This window comes from Anabaena subtropica FACHB-260, from assembly GCF_014697105.1.
Taxonomy (GTDB): domain Bacteria; phylum Cyanobacteriota; class Cyanobacteriia; order Cyanobacteriales; family Nostocaceae; genus Trichormus; species Trichormus subtropicus.
The window spans coordinates 105,539-125,654 of record NZ_JACJRF010000014.1 but is presented as its reverse complement, the minus strand read 5'-3'; the positions used below and the strand labels follow the sequence as shown (position 1 = coordinate 125,654).

Here is a 20,116-nt window from a genome sequence, read left to right as displayed (position 1 = left end):
GTTCTTCTTCGCTCTCTGCGATTTCAATCTTAAAAGTGCGGCTCATGGTTATTTTAATTTATCGAGTTTGTTTCCTCTATTATATGCACCTTCATATTAAACTGGTATAAGGTCGAAAAGGCAGTTTTCCTTTTTGAGAGCATGGACTGACCAAAGACTTGAAATGACCAAGCCTCAAGCTCAATATAACGAACAGTTTCTAATGCCTGCTTCATTACAAAAGTTGTCAAATCCATAGTACATAAAGAAATATTCAGAACCATCTGACCCATCTGTTTAAGAGGAAATTTAGTGTAAAACTACAGCAATTCTCATTATGAGAATTGCTGTAGTTTTACTGTTCATCTAAATTCAACTTAAGTTGGTTTATTTTTCTGAATACCCTTTGAAAGTTGTCTTTAAAATCTTCAATACCGTCCGAAAGCTGCATTACGGTTATTAATTTTGTTAAGTGCTGCTGTAGATGAGGAATTCCTATCTCTTGGGTAAGGTGTTGATGGTGTTTCCGTCTTCGTTTACCACTTTCTATGATTGGGTTGACCTTTTTAAGTTCTTCTAGAACTTCTGATGACATTTCATTGTATACATAATCATTTGTAAACTTTCCTATAAAAGGGGTACGAGCAAGAGAAAGTGGGTCATATTCCCAACCATATAACCTAAAAATTTCTTGGTAGTATTGCTTGGGAAAACGTGAAGTCCAAGGTAAAAATTCCTCAGCTATATATGCAGCTAGTAACTTTTGTAGTGCATTTATTTCTCTGTCATACTGATAGCCAGTTGCTTCATCAATCAGTGCTGTTATCCCTACTTTTGCTAAGGCACGTACAAGAATTCTTGCCCGATAAACAAGCTTTTCTTGTGATGAAACAAGCATTCTAGGGTCTGCTTCGTCAGCATCTAAATATAAGTTGCATATTAAAGGAATCAAAATAGCATCGTAACCTACAGAAATTTTTCCGTTTGAATGAAAGTAATGAATCGCTCTGCAAGTTTCCTTTAATTCATCAGTTACATAAGGGAGTAAATTTTTCGCTCCTATTATTGACGGTAGACCTTCTTGGCGTTTCTCCCCTTTTCTTGGCCTTTCAAATGCTGTAAAAATCCCAGTCTGAGAAATAATTCGCTTGCTATTCTTCAGTACAGCACACGGAATTGTAGTGCCAGCTAGTTCCAAATATCCTCTGTGTGTAGCCTCAAAAACTTCAGGGTACTGACTTAGTTCTTCTGCCATAATCATGCTTATTAAGATTAATAGTTGAATAAATGTAGTTCATTTCAGTTTTATATTGATGTGACTGATAGTAAGTCACATGACCTATTATAGTTGATGTAACCACAAATGCCTATAGGTATGTCGGCTCAATACCTATTAAATGGTGAGGAGTTACATCTTCATCATAAAAAGCCAAAAACTCAGGGTGGTGGTGACAATTACGGCAACCTAAAACTCGTACATCTGTACTGCCATCAACAAATACATTCTGGAACAATTTGTCGTTTATGAATTGCTTGAGCCGGATACGTTGTAAAGCCCATGTCCGGTTCTGAGGGGGTGGGATTATGACGATATAGTCCTGCTACCCGACCACAGTGTTGCCTATTTGGGAAGCTGACTACAAAGACCCCTTTATTGGGAAGCATATTAATTTATGTTATAAAACTGAAACATTTAATCCTTCTAGGGAACGATGTCGAAATTTATACAAAATGCAGCAGAGATTGCAAAAAAGGCGATGGATAGTGTTGATCCATCACTTAGCGAGAAATTTACAATTGTTATACGATTCCTTACCGATAACCCTGATGCGGCCTCGGCGTTAAAAGGTAAGGAGAGGTCAATCGTAGGGACGGAAGAATATATTATCGCCAGTGCAACAAATTTCAAAAAAGGTCGTGACCCAAGAACACCTTTGCCACCTAGTACAATCCCGGATGAAATGGTAAGCGTCATCCTGAACAAGTATTTTGAAGTTCCGTCTGAGGAACTGGAAAAAGCCGAAGAATGGCACCGCCTATCGATGGGGGCTGAAAACATTGTGGGGGATTTGTTAGAAAGGTATATTGCAGAAGTCATCGAGCCGCATGGATGGATCTGGTGTTCAGGTTCTATGGTTAGAGCAGTTGATTTTATATATTGTGATAGCGAAAATGTCTGGCAATCACTGCAAGTAAAAAACAGGGATAATACTGAAAATTCTTCTTCGGCCGCCATACGTCATGGCACCCCAATTAAAAAATGGTTCCGTACTTTTTCTAAAAAAAAGGGAGATAATTGGGATAAATTCCCCTCATTGGAAGGGAAAGAGAATCTTTCAGAAAAAGGCTTCAAATTGTATGTGGAAAAATACCTTTCTGCCTTAAGAGCTATCAAAGCCTAGCTCTTATACAGCACATACCGTAAAAGGTGAACCCTGGACTGGTTTTTCTTCTTCTAGGGATTTTGTGATTTTAGCCTCCCATGACACATCATCGTTGCCTTTGTAGCGTGAAAACGGAAAGTTCAAAGGCGGGTGTTCTATCTTGTCACTCATGTGTGCAAGAATCGCTTTGCCGATTGCTTCTCCAAAACCAACAGGCACGGCATTTCCTATTTGCCGATATTGAGCCATGAGGGAACCACATACGACCCAACTATCTGGAAACTGCTGGATGCGTTTATATTCCTGAATACTTAATGGGCGAAGATATTCCGGGTGACAGATATCAGTTGCTGGCATGGCAGGGGATGTCACTAGGGTGCAGCTTGGCCTATCCCAAGACAAACGCCTAAGGAAACCAGTTTTTCCTCCACCTGAGTAATAGGATTTCCCTAATGCCTCTTTTTGCAATTCCTCAGGCAGATGTTTCCAATACTGCCCTTCTTTCAACATTCTGTAATACTTTAACCTTCCTTCGGGGAACTCAATATACTCCGCGTCACTTTGATCCAGGTCTGTAATAGACTGACGCAGGGTTCTCCATCTATCAAATCCAAAATCACCCATTTCTGAATGTGTGGGGCATAAATAAGGAACCTTGTCCTTTCCGCGATGACAGATCATGACTACTCTTTCCCTAATTTGGGGAACGCCATAATTTGCCGTGTTATATAAGTTGAAACTGATACTGTATCCCCCTTTACGAAGTTCATCCACAATATATTTCAAGGCACCACCTGGCATTTCTTCGCTGGATAAAGGAGCATTGTCTTTCCCCCTTTCTGAGTGAGGGCGGTGCAGCAACGGAGCTGAAAGGAGTCCTCTTACATTCTCGATGACAGCATATTTTGGGCGTATTTGTAAAATAAGTTCAATGTATTTCAGGAATATATTGCCCCTCTCGTCTTTGAAACCACGCCTTGCCCCTGCTGTAGAAAAAGCTTGGCAGGGAGGTCCACCTAACATAATGTCTACATCTTCTTTTGCTAGATTGGCATGGTCTAAGATGTCCTGAGCGCTGTAAGACGCTATATCCCCCAAAAGTGCAATATCTGGCTTGTTTGCAACTATTGTCTGTCGACAATACTTATCCACCTCACACGCAAGGAGGATTTCGATACCTGCTTTCTCTAAACCAAGATCAAGCCCCATAGCTCCTGAGAAAAAAGAGATGGCTTTGACTGCTTGGTGATGATTTTCCTTGGTTGTCCTGTCTACAGGATAATTCTCTTTGGTTCGGTTGAGGTAATTTTCAACTGCCTCTGGCTCCAAAACCCATACTTTCCCTACTTGCTGTCCCTTTATATCACCACTACGCAATAGAGTACGAACTCTTTGCTCAGAAATACCTATTCTTAAAGCTGCTTCTTTTGTGGACAAATAGGGATTGGATTTCATTTCGCTAACGAAACTTTTGCGATACCACAATTAGCATTTATCAAGTGGCTATGTCAACGAGCCACCGTTAAAAATGACCAGGGAATAAAAGAGTATAAACCTACACCTGTGAGCCACCCACCCATCATAAAATATCAAAGTTTGCTAATTTTTCACTAATTTCTTCTAGTGGTGATTCCGGTTCATCAGGATAAAATTCTAAGGCGAGTCTCACTTTTCCTTTTTTCCATCCTTGAGCAGTAAATTTTAAGACTTCGCAATTTATACCTTGAGTATACAAATTTGCTTCAGCTGTGCCATCTGCTCCAATATATTCTTTAATCGCCGTAATCAAATCACGAACTTTAAAAGTTTTAGCAATATCTAATTTATTAAATGTATCCGGTTCTATAGATACAACTTCATCATGGTTTAGTCTCTCAAATCCATCTCCCATAAGAAACTCCTGTCGCTAAATCTATAGTTTCTTTCCACGGTTGTGTGGGTTCATCCGCAATAAAATTATGATTTTGTAGATTTAGCGACAGCTAATATAAATATTTATACTCAATTATTTTATTAGATTAGATATTATTTTTAACAAAGCTAAGAGGAGACTTGCAAAGTTTTGCCTCACGAATTACGAATTGTATTGTTCTCCTCTCCGTTTTCGGAGAGGAGAATTGCAAATAGGTTGTTTAAAAAAACCAACCATAGGAATGTAAACCTTTACCCAAAAGATTTACACCTAGATAACAAATCCAGACGACAACAAAGCCACTAGCAGCTAAAATTGCTGGACGACGACCTTGCCAACCGCGAGTAATTCTGGCGTGGAGGTAGGCGGCGAATACTAACCAAGTAATCAACGCCCAAGTTTCTTTTGGGTCCCAACTCCAGTAAGAACCCCAAGCTTCGTTAGCCCAAACCGCACCTGCAATAATGCCGATTGTCAACAGAGGAAATCCTAAACCGATGATGCGGTAGCTGATGTTGTCTAAAGTTTCAGCAAGGCTGAGGCGCTGGGGTGAAAGGGTTTCGGTAGGAATTAAAGCTGGGGCTGGAGTGGTAGTAGCTAAGTTTAATACGGCTGTGTTACCGTTGCCGTTATTTTGGCTTTCCAAACGAGCAAAACCATTATTTTCTAATGGTGGTGTTGCTGGTTGAGAAATTAGTTCACCTGCTTTCATTAAGCGGTAGCCGTTGGTGCGATAGCCACCGTTACCGACAGAACTACCTTGTAATTGTATGTTGTTACCACGAGTGACGACCAGAAAAGCGATCGCCAGTAATGCACCCACCATCAAGGCTGAATAACTCAACATCATGACGCTGACGTGCATCATCAGCCAGTTTGATTTGAGTGCAGGTACTAGAGGTTCTGATACCTGCATATCAGATGGCAGTGTTAATGTAGCAAAGGCTACGATCCCCATAGCCACAGGGGTAGTAAACACGCCTACCAAACGGCTACGACTAGAATTTTCAGCAATTAAATGAACCGTGGTAATTCCCCAAGTGAGGAAAAACAAGGATTCATACAAATTACTTAGAGGAAAATATCCAGCTTCTATCCAGCGTGCGCCTAGCAGGGTAGCTATGGACAAATTAGCGATCGCCATCCCAGCTGTTCCCAAGGCATTGATGGCTGGCAAATTAGGAAACGCCGCCCCCATCCAATAAAGCAGCATCGTGAGGAACAATACGGCAAAGGAGGCATTATCCAACCAGTTCTGGAGTAAAACCAGATTCATAAGGTGTTCTCCGCAATGGACTTTTGAAAATTATTTATTCTGACTTTTCTGATCCTATCTGCTCTGGTGAGTTCAAAATTCAAAATTCAAAATTCAAAATGGGGAATTTATAGAAATTAGGTATCTGCCATTGATGATGAAACCTATTATCTCCTCCTCTATGCCCCTCATTTGGAACTAGGTAAAGCAGCAGAATTATCAGCTTTTTTCAGTGTCAGAAAAATATCATAGCGGGTGCTGCGATCGTCGCTAACGGCAGTTGTCACACCAATGGAACGCGTTGCAGCTAACAATGTTTTTTGCTTAGGTATCAGTCTTGGCAGGGGAAAGTTTTTGACTGTTTGTTCTACATCCAAGTAAAATTGCCCATTTGTAGGATTGGGTTCTGCTGGGACTGTTTGTTGAAAAGCCAAACTATTGGCGAGTGTGTTGTTGGGTTTGGGAACAATTTTATCGGTGATGGGCGCGCCTATTGCTAGGAAAGCAATATCTCCGTCTAACCAACCGTGGGTAGCGGTAAGAGTTCCATAAGGGCTAATCCAGTTCACTACGGGTTTACCTGCAACTGTTGCAGGTTGAATCTGGAATTGATATTGATTTTTCATCACATCATCTAGCTGTTTGATGGATGCTTCAGCTAGTTTGCGTCGGTTTTGTCCATTGGCGGTATCACTTGCTTGGATCATCAACACCAAAGCAGCACGAAAATCTTCCAGTGAACCTGGCTTGGGAGTTCCTTGAATTAAGGATATCGCAAACTCTCCTCTCATCCACTTGAGTAAATCTCTTTCTAAATCAAGAGTAGTTAGTGATTTCACCCCATTCCGCAGTTGTTCTGGTGTCACAGGTGCTAGGGGATTACCTTGGGATGTTAAAACGTAGTCACTCCATAGGCGTTGTAAATCTCCCCCAGACAGCATCATGATGGTTTCTGCTGGCATACGATTTTGCATATTTCCAGCTTTGTTTGTTACTGTCAATACACGTTGGCTGCGAGGATTAAGCCAAGAAACCCCTTTGATGCGTATCCCTTCTGGCTCTAGGGTTACAGTTCCGGCTAAACCTTGGTTATTTTGCAGTTGGGCTAAAACTTGTGCTGGTAAACGGCGATTGGGAGCCACAGCTGCTATTTTAGCAGCGTTAGGGACATTGACATAAAACTGAGCTAATGGTTGATAACTAGATATTTTTGGGAAATTTTCTGTAAAACCTCCCGTTGTTGCCAAAGTTGTCTTACTTTTATAAGCGTCAATAGTTTTTTCTGTGACTTTAAGATTATCTGTAATAACGAGGAAACGCTCATCTATTAAAGCTGCTGAGAAATTTTCTCCAGTTTGTCCCTCACTTTGTTTGATAGTGATTCCCTGATAGGTGCTTTCACTCCACTTAGCTTGATTGTTGGTTTTTGGTTGAGCTAAAATGCTTTTGGCTTTTTGTGGGTTTCTCACTGGTAAAACCATAACCATCGACTGTTGATTACTTACGACATCTTCATTGGTCGATACTGGTTTAGTTGCAGATTTACTTACTTGAGGGGCTAAAACTGCTAGGGTCACTTCATCTCCTACCCAAGGTTGAATATCTTGCTCGAAGTCATAACCTTGATTAGTTAGAAAGCGATCGCGTAATTGTAGTAAATTTTGATTAACTATAGTTTGGCTTTCTTTTGTGCCAAATTCCTGTAATTTCTGCCATTGTTTGGGATCTGTGCTGAGAGAAACTGCAAATAAGGCATCTTGTGGAATAATATTTGCACCTACTAACAAATTTCTAGAGAATGGTTGTCTCTGGCTAAATAACCAGTATGCTCCTGCACCACCACCAACTAACAACCCGACGGCTGAAAGTGTCAGTGCTAAAGACGGTTTCTTTCTTTTTTTCATGGGAACAGACAAAATAGGCGGTGTCATTAAACCCTACACCTCTTACTTGCAAATTAACTAGGACTTATGCAGTGACATGAAGAATCAAGGGTTTGCCCTGAGGGTGTAGCGGTATGAGGGGTGAGGGTGTAAGTAAGCAAAACTCTTACACACTTCCACCCGTTCGGCTGACGCTCACTACGGAAGCCTTACCTCTTTAAACCCAGTTTCAACAGGAAATTTTTGTGCGTCAGAGCTAAGTATCTTGCTTTACTTTTAATGTATGTAGACAGATACAAATCATATATTGTATTGAATTTTAATTAAATTTTAAATCTAGGAACTCAAAATTCTCAAGCAATGGCACAAGTTTTTATACGTTGCCATTGCTAGAATTGAGTTGCATCGACCCTAAGTACTTGGTTAAGTAAGGCGAAAAAACTTCATAAATCAAGGTTAAAGGTTGCCCATGATGCCAAAATAGGTAATGGCGGCCCCAAAAAGGCCCATCAACTCCAAACCCTGATTGTAAAGCATCAGAATCTCCATAATAAATTCCCCGCACATCCCGATACAACTCTGTGCGAAGACGAGCTAGACTTGCCCAAATTGGTAATGAACGGTTTTCCAAATACTCATCTACATGGCTAGCTTCCCACCATGAGGTTGCATAAGCCAATCGCTGACCAGATGGAGTACGTAGCCACACCTGTCGGCGCAGTCTCGGCCCTGGAACAGATTGGATTAAATCCGGCGCACTATCCAAATCTAGTCCAATTAATGACATATCAATGACATCAACTTCTGTCGGTTCACCTGTGAGCAATTCTAAGTGCCTTGTGGGTGAGCCATCGCCTAAAAGTAGCAGTTGCCAAGCTGGAGCCAGCTGAGTGTGAGGCAAACTATGTTTGATTACTTCCTCCCCACCTTGCCAAATTGGAGTGAGGCGATGCCATCCGGTTGGCAGTGTTGAGTTGTTGGTTGGAGTAAAAGTGGCAGTCAATGTTCTTTACAAAAGTTCACCTATTTCTATAAAAGCATAAAAAATTGGTCATTGGTCATTGGTCATTGGTCATTGGTCAATAGTTACTCTCCTCCTGTTCCTCCACTCCCCACTCCCTATTACCTTAAAAGGTCAGCAGTCAAAAAACAAATGGTTTTGACTGCTGACCTTTGACTTGTAACTATATTTAGATGAAAATGCGGATGGCGAGACTCGAACTCGCAAGGCAAAGCCACACGCACCTCAAGCGTGCGCGTATACCAATTCCGCCACATCCGCGTTAGTTGTACAAGAAGACATAATAGCACAAAAAATAGGAACAAAACAATGTAAAACTATATTTGCCAAACTTTACGGAAAATTTAATTTGGCAGATGTACAAATTTCCCGAAGGAGGATACCAGGCTGACAGAAATGTAGTAATGCCACAAGTGATATTAGAAGGGATATTAGAAGGGATATAGGGGTATGGGTATTTTTATTTTTCTTACACCCTCGCACCCTGACACCCTCAAACCCTCACATCTTAACCTCTATGACCAATCTTGTTGGTTAGTCCATTTCCTGCAATTTATTAAAGATGAGCCTGGGGTATCTCCTGTCATAATTTGAGATGAAGCGATGCCTAAGGCGGGCTACGCCAACGCGCTAAAAGCAAATTTGGATGGGAGACAATTTCTATCTACTGGTACTGATACTGATATCGAAAACTAGAAAATGAAGTTTGACAAAATATTAATTGCCAATCGGGGAGAAATAGCGCTTCGCATTCTCCGCGCCTGTGAAGAAATGGGGATTGCGACGATCGCAGTTCACTCGACTGTTGACCGAAATGCTCTTCATGTCCAACTTGCTGACGAAGCGGTTTGTATTGGCGAACCAGCTAGCGCTAAAAGTTATTTGAATATTCCCAACATTATTGCTGCGGCTTTGACGCGCAATGCCAGTGCTATCCATCCTGGGTATGGCTTTTTGGCTGAAAATGCCAAGTTTGCGGAAATCTGTGCTGACCATCACATTGCCTTTATCGGCCCCACCCCTGAAGCTATCCGCTTAATGGGTGATAAATCCACAGCTAAGGAAACCATGCAAAAAGCTGGTGTACCCACAGTACCTGGTAGTGATGGGTTAGTAGAGACGGAACAAGAAGGATTGGCCTTGGCGAAAGATATCGGCTACCCAGTGATGATCAAAGCCACTGCTGGCGGTGGTGGCCGGGGTATGCGACTGGTGCGATCGCCTGATGAATTTGTCAAACTTTTCTTAGCAGCTCAAGGTGAGGCGGGTGCAGCCTTTGGAAACGCAGGGGTTTACATCGAAAAATTTATTGAACGTCCACGCCACATTGAGTTTCAAATTTTGGCAGATAATTACGGCAACGTTATTCACTTAGGTGAACGGGATTGCTCAATTCAACGCCGTAACCAAAAGTTACTGGAAGAAGCCCCCAGCCCAGCCCTCGACTCAGACCTGCGGGAGAAAATGGGAGAAGCTGCCGTCAAAGCTGCCCAGTTCATTAACTACACTGGGGCAGGTACTATCGAGTTTCTGTTAGATAGATCCGGTGAGTTTTACTTTATGGAGATGAATACCCGGATTCAAGTCGAACATCCTGTAACTGAGATGGTTACTGGAGTTGACTTAGTAGTTGAACAAATTAGAATTGCCCAAGGGGAAAGACTGAGGCTGACTCAAGACCAAGTAGTTTTAAGCGGTCATGCGATCGAATGTCGCATTAACGCCGAAGACCCAGACCATGATTTCCGTCCAGCCCCCGGACGGATTAGTGGTTATCTTCCCCCTGGTGGCCCTGGTGTACGGATTGATTCCCACGTTTACACCGATTACCAAATTCCTCCCTACTACGACTCTCTTATCGGCAAATTAATCGTTTGGGGCCCCGATCGTGCAACAGCTATTAACCGCATGAAACGCGCTCTCAGAGAGTGTGCCATTACTGGATTACCCACAACCATTGCATTTCACCAAAAAATCATGGAAAATCCTCAATTCTTGCAGGGTAATGTCTACACCAATTTTGTGCAGGAAATGAAACTTTAGGAGATTGGTTATTTCTGATCCCGAACTCAGGTTGGTTTAGATGTAGAGACGCGATATATCGCGTCTTTAATAGCCGAATCGTCTTGAGATCAATTCGGCTAGAGCAGACTGACAAATACCCTGAGTCGAGAGCCGTCGCTCAACCGGAACGTTATCAATAGTGATCTCTGAATTTGTTCATGATTTTGCGATCGCCGCTTCTGTTTCTGTTCATGATTGGGCGATCGTTCTGAAAACTTATCTAATGTCAGTTCGGGTTAAAAAGTCCCTATGTCCTAACTTACACGAGACATCATCGTCAGCAATCCTTGCTGACCTAAGAGGATTTCTCGTAGCAGACTGAAGATGGCAACCCAAATAATTGGGGTGATGTCAACGCCGCCAATAGGTGATACGACTTTTCGCATGGGAATGAGAAAAGGTTCAGTCGGCCAGGCGATTAAATTAAAAGGTAATCGGTTTAGATCGACTTGCGGATACCAGGTGAGAATGATACGGAAAATAAACAGAAATGTCATCACTCCCAACACAGGGCCGAGAATCCAAACGGTCAGGTTAACACCAGTCATTGATCTAAGCTACTATTTTGTGGATTTACAAAAAACTGCAACCAGAAGCTAAAAAACTTTAAGCTTTGTAAAGTAATTTCTCTTTAATTCTAACTAAATGCTGACACTTAATTATTGGGCAGCAAAAAGCAATTATGCAGGTGGATCTAAATAATTGTAGTCGGGTGAACGCACAAACCAGAAAGGAATCTCTATGGACTCATGACTAATGACTTCTCAAGGATGTAATACACCATTAGAATTATGATGAAGAGTGTAAAAAAAGGTTTAGATCCATGACGCCTTCTTTATCAAATTTTCTTTGGAGTCTGGCTTGGGGTACTTTGATTGTCGTTATCCCTGCTACTGTTGGTTTGATTTTCATCAGCCAAAAAGATAAAATCCAGCGTTCATAGTGTTTGGGGGAGTTATTTCTACTCTCTCCATTGTGTGTCTGTCAGTAGCCTTCATTCCATCACAGGCAAAAATCCCTGCTACTGGAAGCAAGGTATACTTAGCTGGCAGACTCAAGCTTTTTTAGCTTTTGGTAAATAGCTTCAGAGCTTCTTTGTCAGATGCTTTGAAGCTTCAATATTATATTGTGATTGTTTAGAGTAGTGATTTTAAGTGTGACTCGTTAACATAGATTTGATATTGGGAAAAGAACAATGCTAAATTTTGGGCTGAACTCAGCCAGTGTTCTGGCTCAGGTAAATTTTGGAACGAACTCAGCCAGTATTATAGGAATTTTCCTGGCTGTGGCTGGGGCAGCGCTGTATTTTCTCCGTACTGTGCGTCCAGAACTGTCAAGAGATCAGGATATCTTTTTTGCAGCCGTGGGTTTACTGTGCGGCTTCATCCTAATTTTCCAAGGATGGCGGTTAGACCCGATTTTGCAATTTGGTCAGCTGCTTTTAGTTGGGACAACTGTATTTTTTGCGGTTGAAAGTATTCGTCTGCGGAGTATAGCTACCCAACAAGCTAAACGGAATACTCCGATTGTCGATGATGAACGACCAGTCAGCAAAAATTACTCTTATAACAGACGAAAATATGAGGCTGAGGTAGAAGACGAGTATGCTCCTCTACCTTATGAAGAGGAAGAAGAGGAAGAGCGTCCTGTACGTGCCAGAATTCGTCCAGGTCGAGATGAACGTTCCTCTCGTGATAACTATTATGAGGAGCAGCCACCTCGTAAGGAACGCCGTAACACTACTGACAGACAGGAACCAACAGACAGACCACGCCGCCGCCCTACTAATCGCCCAACGAACCGGACTTCGGAAAGTTACGAACAAGAGGATTGGGGTTCTTCTTCTTCTAGGCAAGTTGATGATTGGGAAAGTTCTGGTGATGAAGTGAGAAAATCTTCTCGCCGGGGTAATAACACTCCCCGCCCCGAAGTAGATGAGGATGTGCCACCTAGACCGAGAAAGCGTCGTCCACCTGCTGATACAGGTACTTCCCGTAGAGAACGTCAAGATGATGAAGCTATCCCAACTGACTACGTACCGTATAAACCAATAGATCAGTCAGATGAAGATTTAGGTAGCCCGACAAATTTTGATGATATCTAAAGCACTGTGGATAGATGTAAGCTTATAGGCGACGGAAACCAGTAAATATCTGAGGTGAAAAAATTTACTTCTCAGTTTTGGCTCCAAAGACCAATTCATTGGAGCCTAGTTTTTGGCTTGGCGAGTTTGCTTGGCTCTTGTGGCTCCGGTGATATCCCCCTTGGGCCTACTTCCCTCAATAGTCGCTACACAGAAGAGCAACCAGCCTTGAGTGGTAATGGTCGCTTTTTGGCATTTATTTCTAACCGTAATAGTGTTCATCAGTTACTTGTGTACGATTTACAACAACAAAGTTTTATTCGTACACCAGGATTAAACCGACCAGAGACAATTACTGAAAGTCCTAGTTTGAGTTATACCGGGCGCTACATTGTTTACATTACGAGCGACCAAGGTAGACCAGTCGTGGCACTTTACGATCGCGCTATCCAACAATCACAAATCGTTACACCCACCTATCGCGGTTGGGTGCGAAATCCAGGTATAAGTCCAGATGGACGTTATATTGTCTTTGAAACCGCCGCCCGTGGTCACTGGGACATCGAAGTCCTAGACAGGGGGCCAAATATTGAGTTAGATATTCCCAATGGGGCTACAGTAAATCCGTCGCAGTAGGGTGGGGAGTGGGGCAGGGAAAGTAGAAGCAGGGGAGCAGGGAGCAGGGGGCAGGAGGAGAAGAGAAATGTTGACTATTGATTAATGACTAATGACCAAACGCATTTTTATATTTGCTTTTACAAGCTTGTTGAGTGGATGTTTTGGCTATCCCCGGTTGGTGAGTTATCCCTTTGATCCGGGGGGAAGGAGCATTAATAGTCTTTCTTCTGAAGTTAATCCCCAGATTTCGGGGAGATATATTGTGTTTACAAGCGATCGCCGGGGTAGTCAGGATGTATATATGTTTGATACTCTGACACGAAATTTGGTAGATTTGCCTGGGTTAAATGCTTTAGATACGATCGCCTCTCATCCTAGTGCTTCGGAGGATGGTCGTTATGTGGTGTTTGCGGCTAGTCGTCAAGGACGATCGGCTATTTTTCTCTATGACCGAGAAACACGGCAATCACGCAGTTTGACAAATAATCTACAAGCAGAAGTCCGCAACCCTACTATTAGCGCTGATGGTAGTGCGATCGCTTTTGAGTCTAGTAATAATGGGCAATGGGATATTTTAGTTTATAACCGTTCTGGGCAACCTGTGAATGTGCCGCAAGATCCGCGATGAAATCAGGAGCAAAGAGGCAGAGGGAAAAGGGAAGTTTCTTTATTTCTCCCTCTGATTGCCTACTTCCTACTCTCCTGGTGCTGTTGTACTGATTCAATGAGCGATCGCACTTGTGCTGTTCCCTCGGATGGTTCAAACGATAGGGGGAATTTACCTTTGGCAATCATCCGCAAACCTAAGGGTGCAAGGCTGAGTAATCCTCTGAGGTCTTTAAAATAGTTACCGACGACTTGTAAACCAAATTTTCGCTCATCAATCCAACCGCCTTCTTTGACTAGTTCTACCAAGACTTTGCGGTGGCGAATTGAACGGCTATCGCTGGCCTGTTTTTGGGTGAGGAGTTCTTGTTTAATTTTGCTGATTTGCTCTAATGGGGCTACTTCCATTGGGCAGACTGAATCACAGTAAAGACAACGGGTACAACCCCAAACACCTTTAGTGCCTTCGTTGTAACTTTCCAAGCGTTGGGCTGTGTCGGTATCGCGGGAGTCTGCAACCATGCGGTAGGCTTTCGCTAAGGCGTGGGGGCCGACGAAATCGTGGTTGACTTCACGAGCGTTGCATTCTGAGTAGCAAGCACCGCACATGATACAGTTACCAGTTTGATCGAGGAGCGATCGTTCTTGGGGTGTTTGTAAAAATTCTCGTTCTGGTACTTGGCGTGCTGCTGTACTTACATAGGGTGCTACTGCCTCCAAATTATTCCAGAAACTGCTCATATCTACGACTAGATCCTTAATTACAGGCATATTGCCTAAAGGAGCGATCGTGATTTCTGGAATGGTATTTGCTTGATTTGCTGAGAATGATATTTTCTGTAATCTAGCAAGTTCACTGCCAATATTTTCCTTACAAGCTAAAGCTGAACGACCATTAATTCGCATGGCACAGCTACCACAAATAGTGTTACGGCAATTTTTGCGAAATGCTAGTGTTCCATCTTGCTCCCACTTAATACGATTGAGACAATCCAAGATTGTATTACTAGAGTCTGTCTCTACAAGGTAATTCTGCACAATAGGGGCAGAATTTTGTTGTTGTCGAATGATTTTAAATAGAATTTCCATTGCTACCAACCAAAGTCTTAAAATTATCTCACCAACCTCGAAAATCTTGAGCCAAGGCTAGTGGGTGCAAAAAATTGAGCTATACTCTTGTTACTCTTAATTTCCAGCCTAGTATTGAAAACCAGTTAGTCCAAGAGTGAATGATTCTAGTTCCAGCATAACCATTAAAATTTTAATTGCCGCAGCGTCGTAGATGAGATTTGTGGGTTTCTCACAGCCTGAATGCAAAAAAATTTAATTGTATGCTTCTGATTGAATTTACTGATTTGACAGAATCAGTGAGGTAAGTTTTACAGCAAATGAACTTGAGCTTCATTGGCTTTATAGGAAAAATATCCTAACTTAAGGCTGCAATCGTTCTTGATAAATCCTGATGTCAACATCTGCAAGAGCGTTGGTCAAAAAAATCTTAACTTAAAATAGCCATTCTGAAATGTGTATACGAGAATAGGCTAAAGTTTACATTGCTGATTTATTGACTTTTGCCAAGTACTAGTAGCCATCACCCAGTATTTTGAACTCATTCATTTATGCGCTTCATACACAACGAAGGGTCAAAATATTTCTTCCCTAGCCTCTACTGTCTCACCTCTTTTCAGACAACCTACCCATTTGATTAGCTCGTACAACAAAGCAGAAAAATTTCTTTTCTCCACTCTCTACTCCCCACTCCCCCTATTTTCATCACAGTCACTAAACGTTAATTTTTTATTTGTATAGAAGCGTTAAAGCTGATAATAAACATCTAGTGATGGCAAGAAAGTGCTGGACGGATATAAAAAGAATTATTCTTCCCATAGACAGACGTACAGAAAACACAATAGATTTTGTCTGGTGAGAATCAACTAGGACTTGAGATTTTTCATCCTCCTGGCTTTTTGTCTCCTCTCAATCAAGTAAATCTCAGGATATAACTCACTCCTCAAAACCGCTCATCTAAATTTAGATTAATTTTTATAAAAGCCATAGTGCAATAATCACTCTAGCTCATAAAGCCCCAATAAAATCGTCTCTGCTTTTTGTTTTCATAAGCTTGGGGTTTTAGCTTAAAATTTATCTGCAAGTTATATTTAAAAATAAACAACTATTTTGCTATTATTAGTCCATGCTAGTATTTAATATAAAATTACGAAGTCACAAAACCAGAATTAACAGCTGTATAACTGCTGCTACTACTGCTCAGTTTCTTCGTAACGTAGAGATATGAAATTTCTTGTCTCTACAAGCAGGACACAGCAAAAAAGGGTGTATGTCCAGACCTTATTCAAATATCATGCTGTCTGAAGCTGAAGAGGAAACGGAGGGAAAACCTTACAACTCAATAGCAACAAAGGCAACCACTAAAAGTGGAGAACCTGCAATTTTTTTGGTCTACGACTAATTTGTAGTAGAACCTACAAGATTTGTTAAGGTGGCGCAAAGTTACACCACTGTAGTAGTACCAAAAAAGAAAAAAATTGCATTTCCGATGGCGAATCATGGTTAAAAGTGCCGTAAAATCACTGAAATTATTGCCTGTGAAACTCGTGACCTCCTAATCTGTTGTGGTTAAACATAATAGAGGGATTTGAGGCTAATATCAGCAGGAATTCACCCTTGACTTTTAAAGTCTCCAGTAGCTTTTTGCAGATGCTAAAAAGTCGAATACTGGCATGAGACGACATAATTTATCAGTTTGGAGAGAGTAAGGAAAATTTGAGCGTAATGACTGAAACTGCAACCGCGCCTTTAACTGGAAAAGCACTGCTAGCTAAGGTAAAAGAACTTTCTAATCTACCACGAAGAGAAAGAGCTAAACAGTGCGGTTACTATACCGTTACTAAAAATAACCAAGTCCGGGTCAATCTCACGGATTTTTATGATGCTTTGCTGTCGGCTAGAGGGATTCCTCTAAGTCCAGAAGCACCAAAAGATGGTCGTGGTCGTGAACCGACATATCGGGTTAGTGTTCATCAAAATGGTCAAATTGTCATTGGTGCTACCTACACCAAAGCAATGGGACTAAAACCTGGTGATGAATTTGAAATTAGACTGGGATACAAGCACATTCACTTGATTCAACTCGGTGAAAGTGATAAAAAGCTTTCTCCAGATTTAGATATTGACGAATCTGATGAAGATTTGGAAGATGAGGAGTAAATTCCCTGGGTTAGAGATGCGTGAAAGTGATGACTTTTAACGTATCCCTAGTACCATAACAAACTGGTATCCCTGATTAAATAATTTTATCTAACTCAAAAATACGGTTAAGTCCTTGCAGAAGTGACTACTCTTAGTAGAGGCTTGATTAATAAGCTACAAATTTATTCTGCAAGTAGTTCATCGTGATTTTTGTGTTGAATTTGATAAGTTTCCTGACGCCATCCATCAACAATCTGCTGGCATTTATGAAAGATGCCTCAGCCATAGTTGTTGTGATGGCGTTTTTTTTGATCTGGTTAGGTTGTTGGTTGCCAATTGCAGCGATATCACTAAAATTACTCAATTGGCAACCTATAAAACCGTTGCAGCCAGAGCAGAAACTACCATTGATGGTATCACTCTACTTATTAGCGCCTCTGGTTCTCTGGGGAGTGATTTGGTTAACTAATGGTTCTTTTGTTAATTATGGGATTGCTAGTAATTTTGCCATATTGAGTTCCTTCACACTAGGTTTTGGTTTAGGAGTGTTAAGTATAGCTACTTTATTTAGCTGTCAATTTTGGCTTGGTTGGTGCAATTTTCAAGAGTTAAATATCAAGCAATTAGCATCTATTTCTTTACCAATCTTATTGATAGCTGTTTTGGTGGGAGGGATTGAAGAATTAGTTTTTCGTGGTTTCCTGTTGACGGAATTAGAAAGAGACTACCCAGTATGGACAGCAGGGATAATTTCTAGCTTAATTTTTGCCGTTTTACATTTAATCTGGGAACAAAAGGAAACATTGCCACAATTACCGGGACTGTGGTTACTAGGAATGATGCTGGTGTTGGCAAGGATAAGCGATCGCGGTAATTTAGGTATAGCCTGGGGATTACATTCAGCTTTAGTCTGGGCGATCGCTACCATAGATACAGCCCAACTAGTTACTTACACAGGTAAAGTCTCCGAATGGTGGACTGGGAAAAATAAAAAACCCCTAGCTGGGGTGGCAGGAATTCTATGTGTTTTGGGAACTAGCTTAATACTCTGGTTATTTTCTGTGTTATGAGGCAGGAAACTTATAGTTTGTATAGCGTTTAAGTCAATATAATTTCACTTAAAAATTTTTAGCTGTCATCAGCAACGTCTTCATGAGTAGAAACAGGTAAAGGTTGCCCAACAGATAATAAAGTGCTTTGTGGTAATTTATCTTCAATTTGTCGCAGCATTGCCTCTAATTCTACTCTTGGGCTGGTCTGTAAACCAAGACACAATGCAATTCCATTCGCGTCTGTACTCCATCTTTGTGTAAGCTGAAGGCGATAACCTGAAGCTTCGGTAAGCAATGTGTAAGAGTGAAAGTGCATAGGGTTTCCAAGGCGAGCATCCTGAATATGCTCAAAAGAAAACGCCCCTTGCATATAATCAATAAGGCAATCTTGAGCTACTAAAACAAGATGTTTACTGAGATATTCAAAGGTATGAATTTTGTGGTGGAGTTGCATCAAGATTGTCTTTGCTGTCATCTTCCAATTCATACCAAAACCCTTTTCCGATGTAACATCCGCATCTTTTACGGCAATACCGTGATTTTGAAGAAAACGTTGCCGCTCTGGCCACACTGTGCCAGTCGTATCAAGGGTTTGCATCTCAATGCCAACAAAGTCAATAACTTTTCCAGCGCGTACAGAAGCAAGACAATAATCTATGCTGCCTCCGGGTACTGAAATTTCAGGAACAATCCGAAGTTCATTACCTGGTTCGTGCAATGTCAACAGATGAATACAGTCAATAAATATCTGGCTACGCTCAAGAAGCCGAAACGGACAAATAATAATATTTCGGGTTTCTCTACCATAAGATACCGTGCAGGTACCAATAGTAATATCTGGCTCACTCTTCCGATTTTTGAGGCATTTACGGGCTAGAAAAGGACAATTTTGACTAGAGGCGATCTCGCTCCAAGTGAGTGAATAATTTGTAGGATTTCCATATAATTCAATAACTTTTGTCATGAGAATAAGCCACACCTTTCACGAGCAATAGTGATGTACTCGCCTGAAACATCAATTCCAATCGATTTTCGTTGTAGTTGGCAAGCAACTAAGTTTGTTGTGCCTGTACCCATAAACGGATCTAGCACAACACCTGATTGTGGACAGGTAGCAAGAATCGGAATTTTACAGAGATCCTCAGGATAAGGTGCAAAGTGAAGTTTTCGCTTTTGAGTGTCTTCTGGTAAGATATCCCAAACATCGCTAGGCTTACTGCCATTCGGATGGTATTTAAGAAAATAAAAACCACGTTCAGCAAGTTCACGCGCTCGTCCAGAAACTTTCACTGAGTCCGAATGTGTTGTTCGTTGCTCTCCTCGAATGATCATACGAAAGTCAGATATTTTACCTACCCGTACTTCTTCTAATATTCCATCAAGAGCCTTAAGTGCATTTGTTCGTTCTGTATCATTAAGTACTGTGGATAATTCAATTTTTCGTCGATAACGTACACCAGAAACACCTGTCGCAGAAACTACCGAACCATTGACAACCTTAGCTTGTCTTGGCTTTGAGCGAATTGCATCAACATTATAGAAATAGCGATCTGTTTTTACAAAATGAAAAACAGGCTCATATATGTTTCGGAGTTTATCTTTTGCATTATCAGGTGCGCCTTTTACCTTATTCCAAACAACACTATTGCGAAGAATCCAACCTTGATTATCAGTCATCTCAAGAGCAATTCGCCAAGGGATACCAATCAGAGATTTATTTTGATAAGCATCCCCGATATTGAGCCAAAAAGATCCGCCAGGTTTTAGGATTCGCTTTATCTCAAAAAATATTCCAAGCAGTTTTCTAGTATATTCTTCCCATTTTTCTTCCAGCCCAATTCCTCCATTAGCATAAGCTCTGTGTCCCCAGTAAGGTGGAGATGTTATTACACAATCGATGCAATTATCAGGAAATAGCTTTAAAAGCGTACAAGTATCAGCTTCTAAAAACAGAGGCATAGGATCTGATGAGGTGAGATAGTCTTTAACCTTACCCATTTTTTCTAGAAGTTCGCTTCTTACAACCATTGAGATGCCTAGCAACTACTT

19 protein-coding genes and 1 tRNA gene are annotated in these 20,116 nt (G+C 41.4%); 9 read left to right on the top strand and 11 right to left on the bottom strand.

The features are described from left to right. Positions 1–334: 334 nt before the first annotated feature. The gene (locus H6G18_RS10920) at positions 335–1,234 is read right to left on the bottom strand and encodes a P63C domain-containing protein (RefSeq protein ID WP_190407122.1); all 900 of its coding nucleotides are present in this window, start codon (positions 1,232–1,234) and stop codon (positions 335–337) included. Positions 1,235–1,342: 108 nt separating this feature from the next. On the opposite strand from H6G18_RS10920, the gene H6G18_RS25015 reads away from it, so the two are divergent. Further along, entirely contained in the window at positions 1,343–1,507 is a 165-nt protein-coding gene (locus H6G18_RS25015) for an HNH endonuclease signature motif containing protein (RefSeq protein WP_313954432.1), read from the top strand. Between the two features lie 184 nt (positions 1,508–1,691). Beyond that, positions 1,692–2,381, top strand: a complete 690-nt coding sequence (locus H6G18_RS10905) for a SinI family restriction endonuclease (protein WP_190407121.1) — start codon at positions 1,692–1,694, stop codon at positions 2,379–2,381. A 3-nt stretch (positions 2,382–2,384) separates the two neighbouring features. Here H6G18_RS10905 and H6G18_RS10900 read toward each other — a convergent pair whose 3' ends face one another. The 6 genes from H6G18_RS10900 to H6G18_RS10875 all read right to left on the bottom strand — a co-directional run bounded on the left by H6G18_RS10900 (position 2,385) and on the right by H6G18_RS10875 (position 8,695). Next, positions 2,385–3,818 (bottom strand): DNA cytosine methyltransferase, encoded by a 1,434-nt coding sequence (locus H6G18_RS10900; RefSeq protein WP_190407120.1) that lies wholly within the window; start codon positions 3,816–3,818, stop codon positions 2,385–2,387. A gap of 124 nt (positions 3,819–3,942) precedes the next feature. Next, a complete protein-coding gene (locus H6G18_RS10895; protein ID WP_190407119.1) occupies positions 3,943–4,254 on the bottom strand; it encodes a KGK domain-containing protein in 312 nt (103 codons plus the stop codon). Between the two features lie 241 nt (positions 4,255–4,495). After that, positions 4,496–5,551, bottom strand: coding sequence for a c-type cytochrome biogenesis protein CcsB (gene ccsB, locus H6G18_RS10890; RefSeq protein WP_190407118.1), 1,056 nt, complete (start codon positions 5,549–5,551; stop codon positions 4,496–4,498). Between the two features lie 167 nt (positions 5,552–5,718). Next, the gene (locus H6G18_RS10885) at positions 5,719–7,461 is read right to left on the bottom strand and encodes a DUF3352 domain-containing protein (protein WP_190407117.1); all 1,743 of its coding nucleotides are present in this window, start codon (positions 7,459–7,461) and stop codon (positions 5,719–5,721) included. A gap of 325 nt (positions 7,462–7,786) precedes the next feature. Beyond that, a complete protein-coding gene (locus H6G18_RS10880) occupies positions 7,787–8,416 on the bottom strand; it encodes a chorismate lyase (protein WP_190407116.1) in 630 nt (209 codons plus the stop codon). Between the two features lie 198 nt (positions 8,417–8,614). Further along, positions 8,615–8,695: transfer RNA gene (locus tag H6G18_RS10875), tRNA-Leu, on the bottom strand. A 438-nt stretch (positions 8,696–9,133) separates the two neighbouring features. Between H6G18_RS10875 and accC the strand changes: the two genes are divergently transcribed. After that, positions 9,134–10,477, top strand: coding sequence for an acetyl-CoA carboxylase biotin carboxylase subunit (gene accC / locus H6G18_RS10870; protein ID WP_190407115.1), 1,344 nt, complete (start codon positions 9,134–9,136; stop codon positions 10,475–10,477). 275 nt (positions 10,478–10,752) lie between these two features. Here the strand turns inward: accC and H6G18_RS10865 are convergent, their stop codons facing one another. Continuing rightward, positions 10,753–11,046 carry a YggT family protein gene (locus H6G18_RS10865; protein WP_190407114.1) on the bottom strand — a complete coding sequence of 98 codons (294 nt, stop codon included), beginning with the start codon at positions 11,044–11,046 and terminating at the stop codon, positions 10,753–10,755. A gap of 275 nt (positions 11,047–11,321) precedes the next feature. Between H6G18_RS10865 and psbX the strand changes: the two genes are divergently transcribed. The 4 genes from psbX (at position 11,322) to H6G18_RS10845 (ending at position 13,827) form a co-directional block, all read left to right on the top strand. Continuing rightward, positions 11,322–11,441, top strand: a complete 120-nt coding sequence (gene psbX / locus H6G18_RS10860) for a photosystem II reaction center X protein (RefSeq protein WP_010995115.1) — start codon at positions 11,322–11,324, stop codon at positions 11,439–11,441. 252 nt (positions 11,442–11,693) lie between these two features. Continuing rightward, positions 11,694–12,602: a Ycf66 family protein gene (locus H6G18_RS10855; protein WP_190407113.1), complete on the top strand. Its 909-nt coding sequence runs from the start codon at positions 11,694–11,696 to the stop codon at positions 12,600–12,602. A 54-nt stretch (positions 12,603–12,656) separates the two neighbouring features. After that, on the top strand, positions 12,657–13,217 hold the full coding sequence (locus tag H6G18_RS10850; RefSeq protein WP_190407112.1) for a TolB family protein: 561 nt from the start codon (positions 12,657–12,659) through the stop codon (positions 13,215–13,217). 91 nt (positions 13,218–13,308) lie between these two features. Then, on the top strand, positions 13,309–13,827 hold the full coding sequence (locus tag H6G18_RS10845; protein ID WP_190407111.1) for a TolB family protein: 519 nt from the start codon (positions 13,309–13,311) through the stop codon (positions 13,825–13,827). 59 nt (positions 13,828–13,886) lie between these two features. Here the strand turns inward: H6G18_RS10845 and H6G18_RS10840 are convergent, their stop codons facing one another. Next, positions 13,887–14,894: a succinate dehydrogenase/fumarate reductase iron-sulfur subunit gene (locus H6G18_RS10840; protein WP_190407110.1), complete on the bottom strand. Its 1,008-nt coding sequence runs from the start codon at positions 14,892–14,894 to the stop codon at positions 13,887–13,889. A gap of 1,704 nt (positions 14,895–16,598) precedes the next feature. On the opposite strand from H6G18_RS10840, the gene H6G18_RS10835 reads away from it, so the two are divergent. Continuing rightward, entirely contained in the window at positions 16,599–17,033 is a 435-nt protein-coding gene (locus H6G18_RS10835; RefSeq protein WP_190407109.1) for an AbrB family transcriptional regulator, read from the top strand. Positions 17,034–17,281: 248 nt separating this feature from the next. Then, positions 17,282–18,085, top strand: coding sequence for a CPBP family intramembrane glutamic endopeptidase (locus tag H6G18_RS10830; RefSeq protein ID WP_190407108.1), 804 nt, complete (start codon positions 17,282–17,284; stop codon positions 18,083–18,085). 58 nt (positions 18,086–18,143) lie between these two features. Here the strand turns inward: H6G18_RS10830 and H6G18_RS10825 are convergent, their stop codons facing one another. Together H6G18_RS10825 and H6G18_RS10820 are read right to left on the bottom strand one after the other, a co-directional pair. After that, positions 18,144–19,031, bottom strand: coding sequence for a NotI family restriction endonuclease (locus H6G18_RS10825; protein WP_190407107.1), 888 nt, complete (start codon positions 19,029–19,031; stop codon positions 18,144–18,146). Next, positions 19,028–20,095, bottom strand: coding sequence for a DNA-methyltransferase (locus tag H6G18_RS10820; RefSeq protein ID WP_190407106.1), 1,068 nt, complete (start codon positions 20,093–20,095; stop codon positions 19,028–19,030). The genes H6G18_RS10825 and H6G18_RS10820 overlap by 4 nt, the downstream gene beginning before the upstream one ends. Between the last annotated feature and the right edge of the window lie 21 nt (positions 20,096–20,116).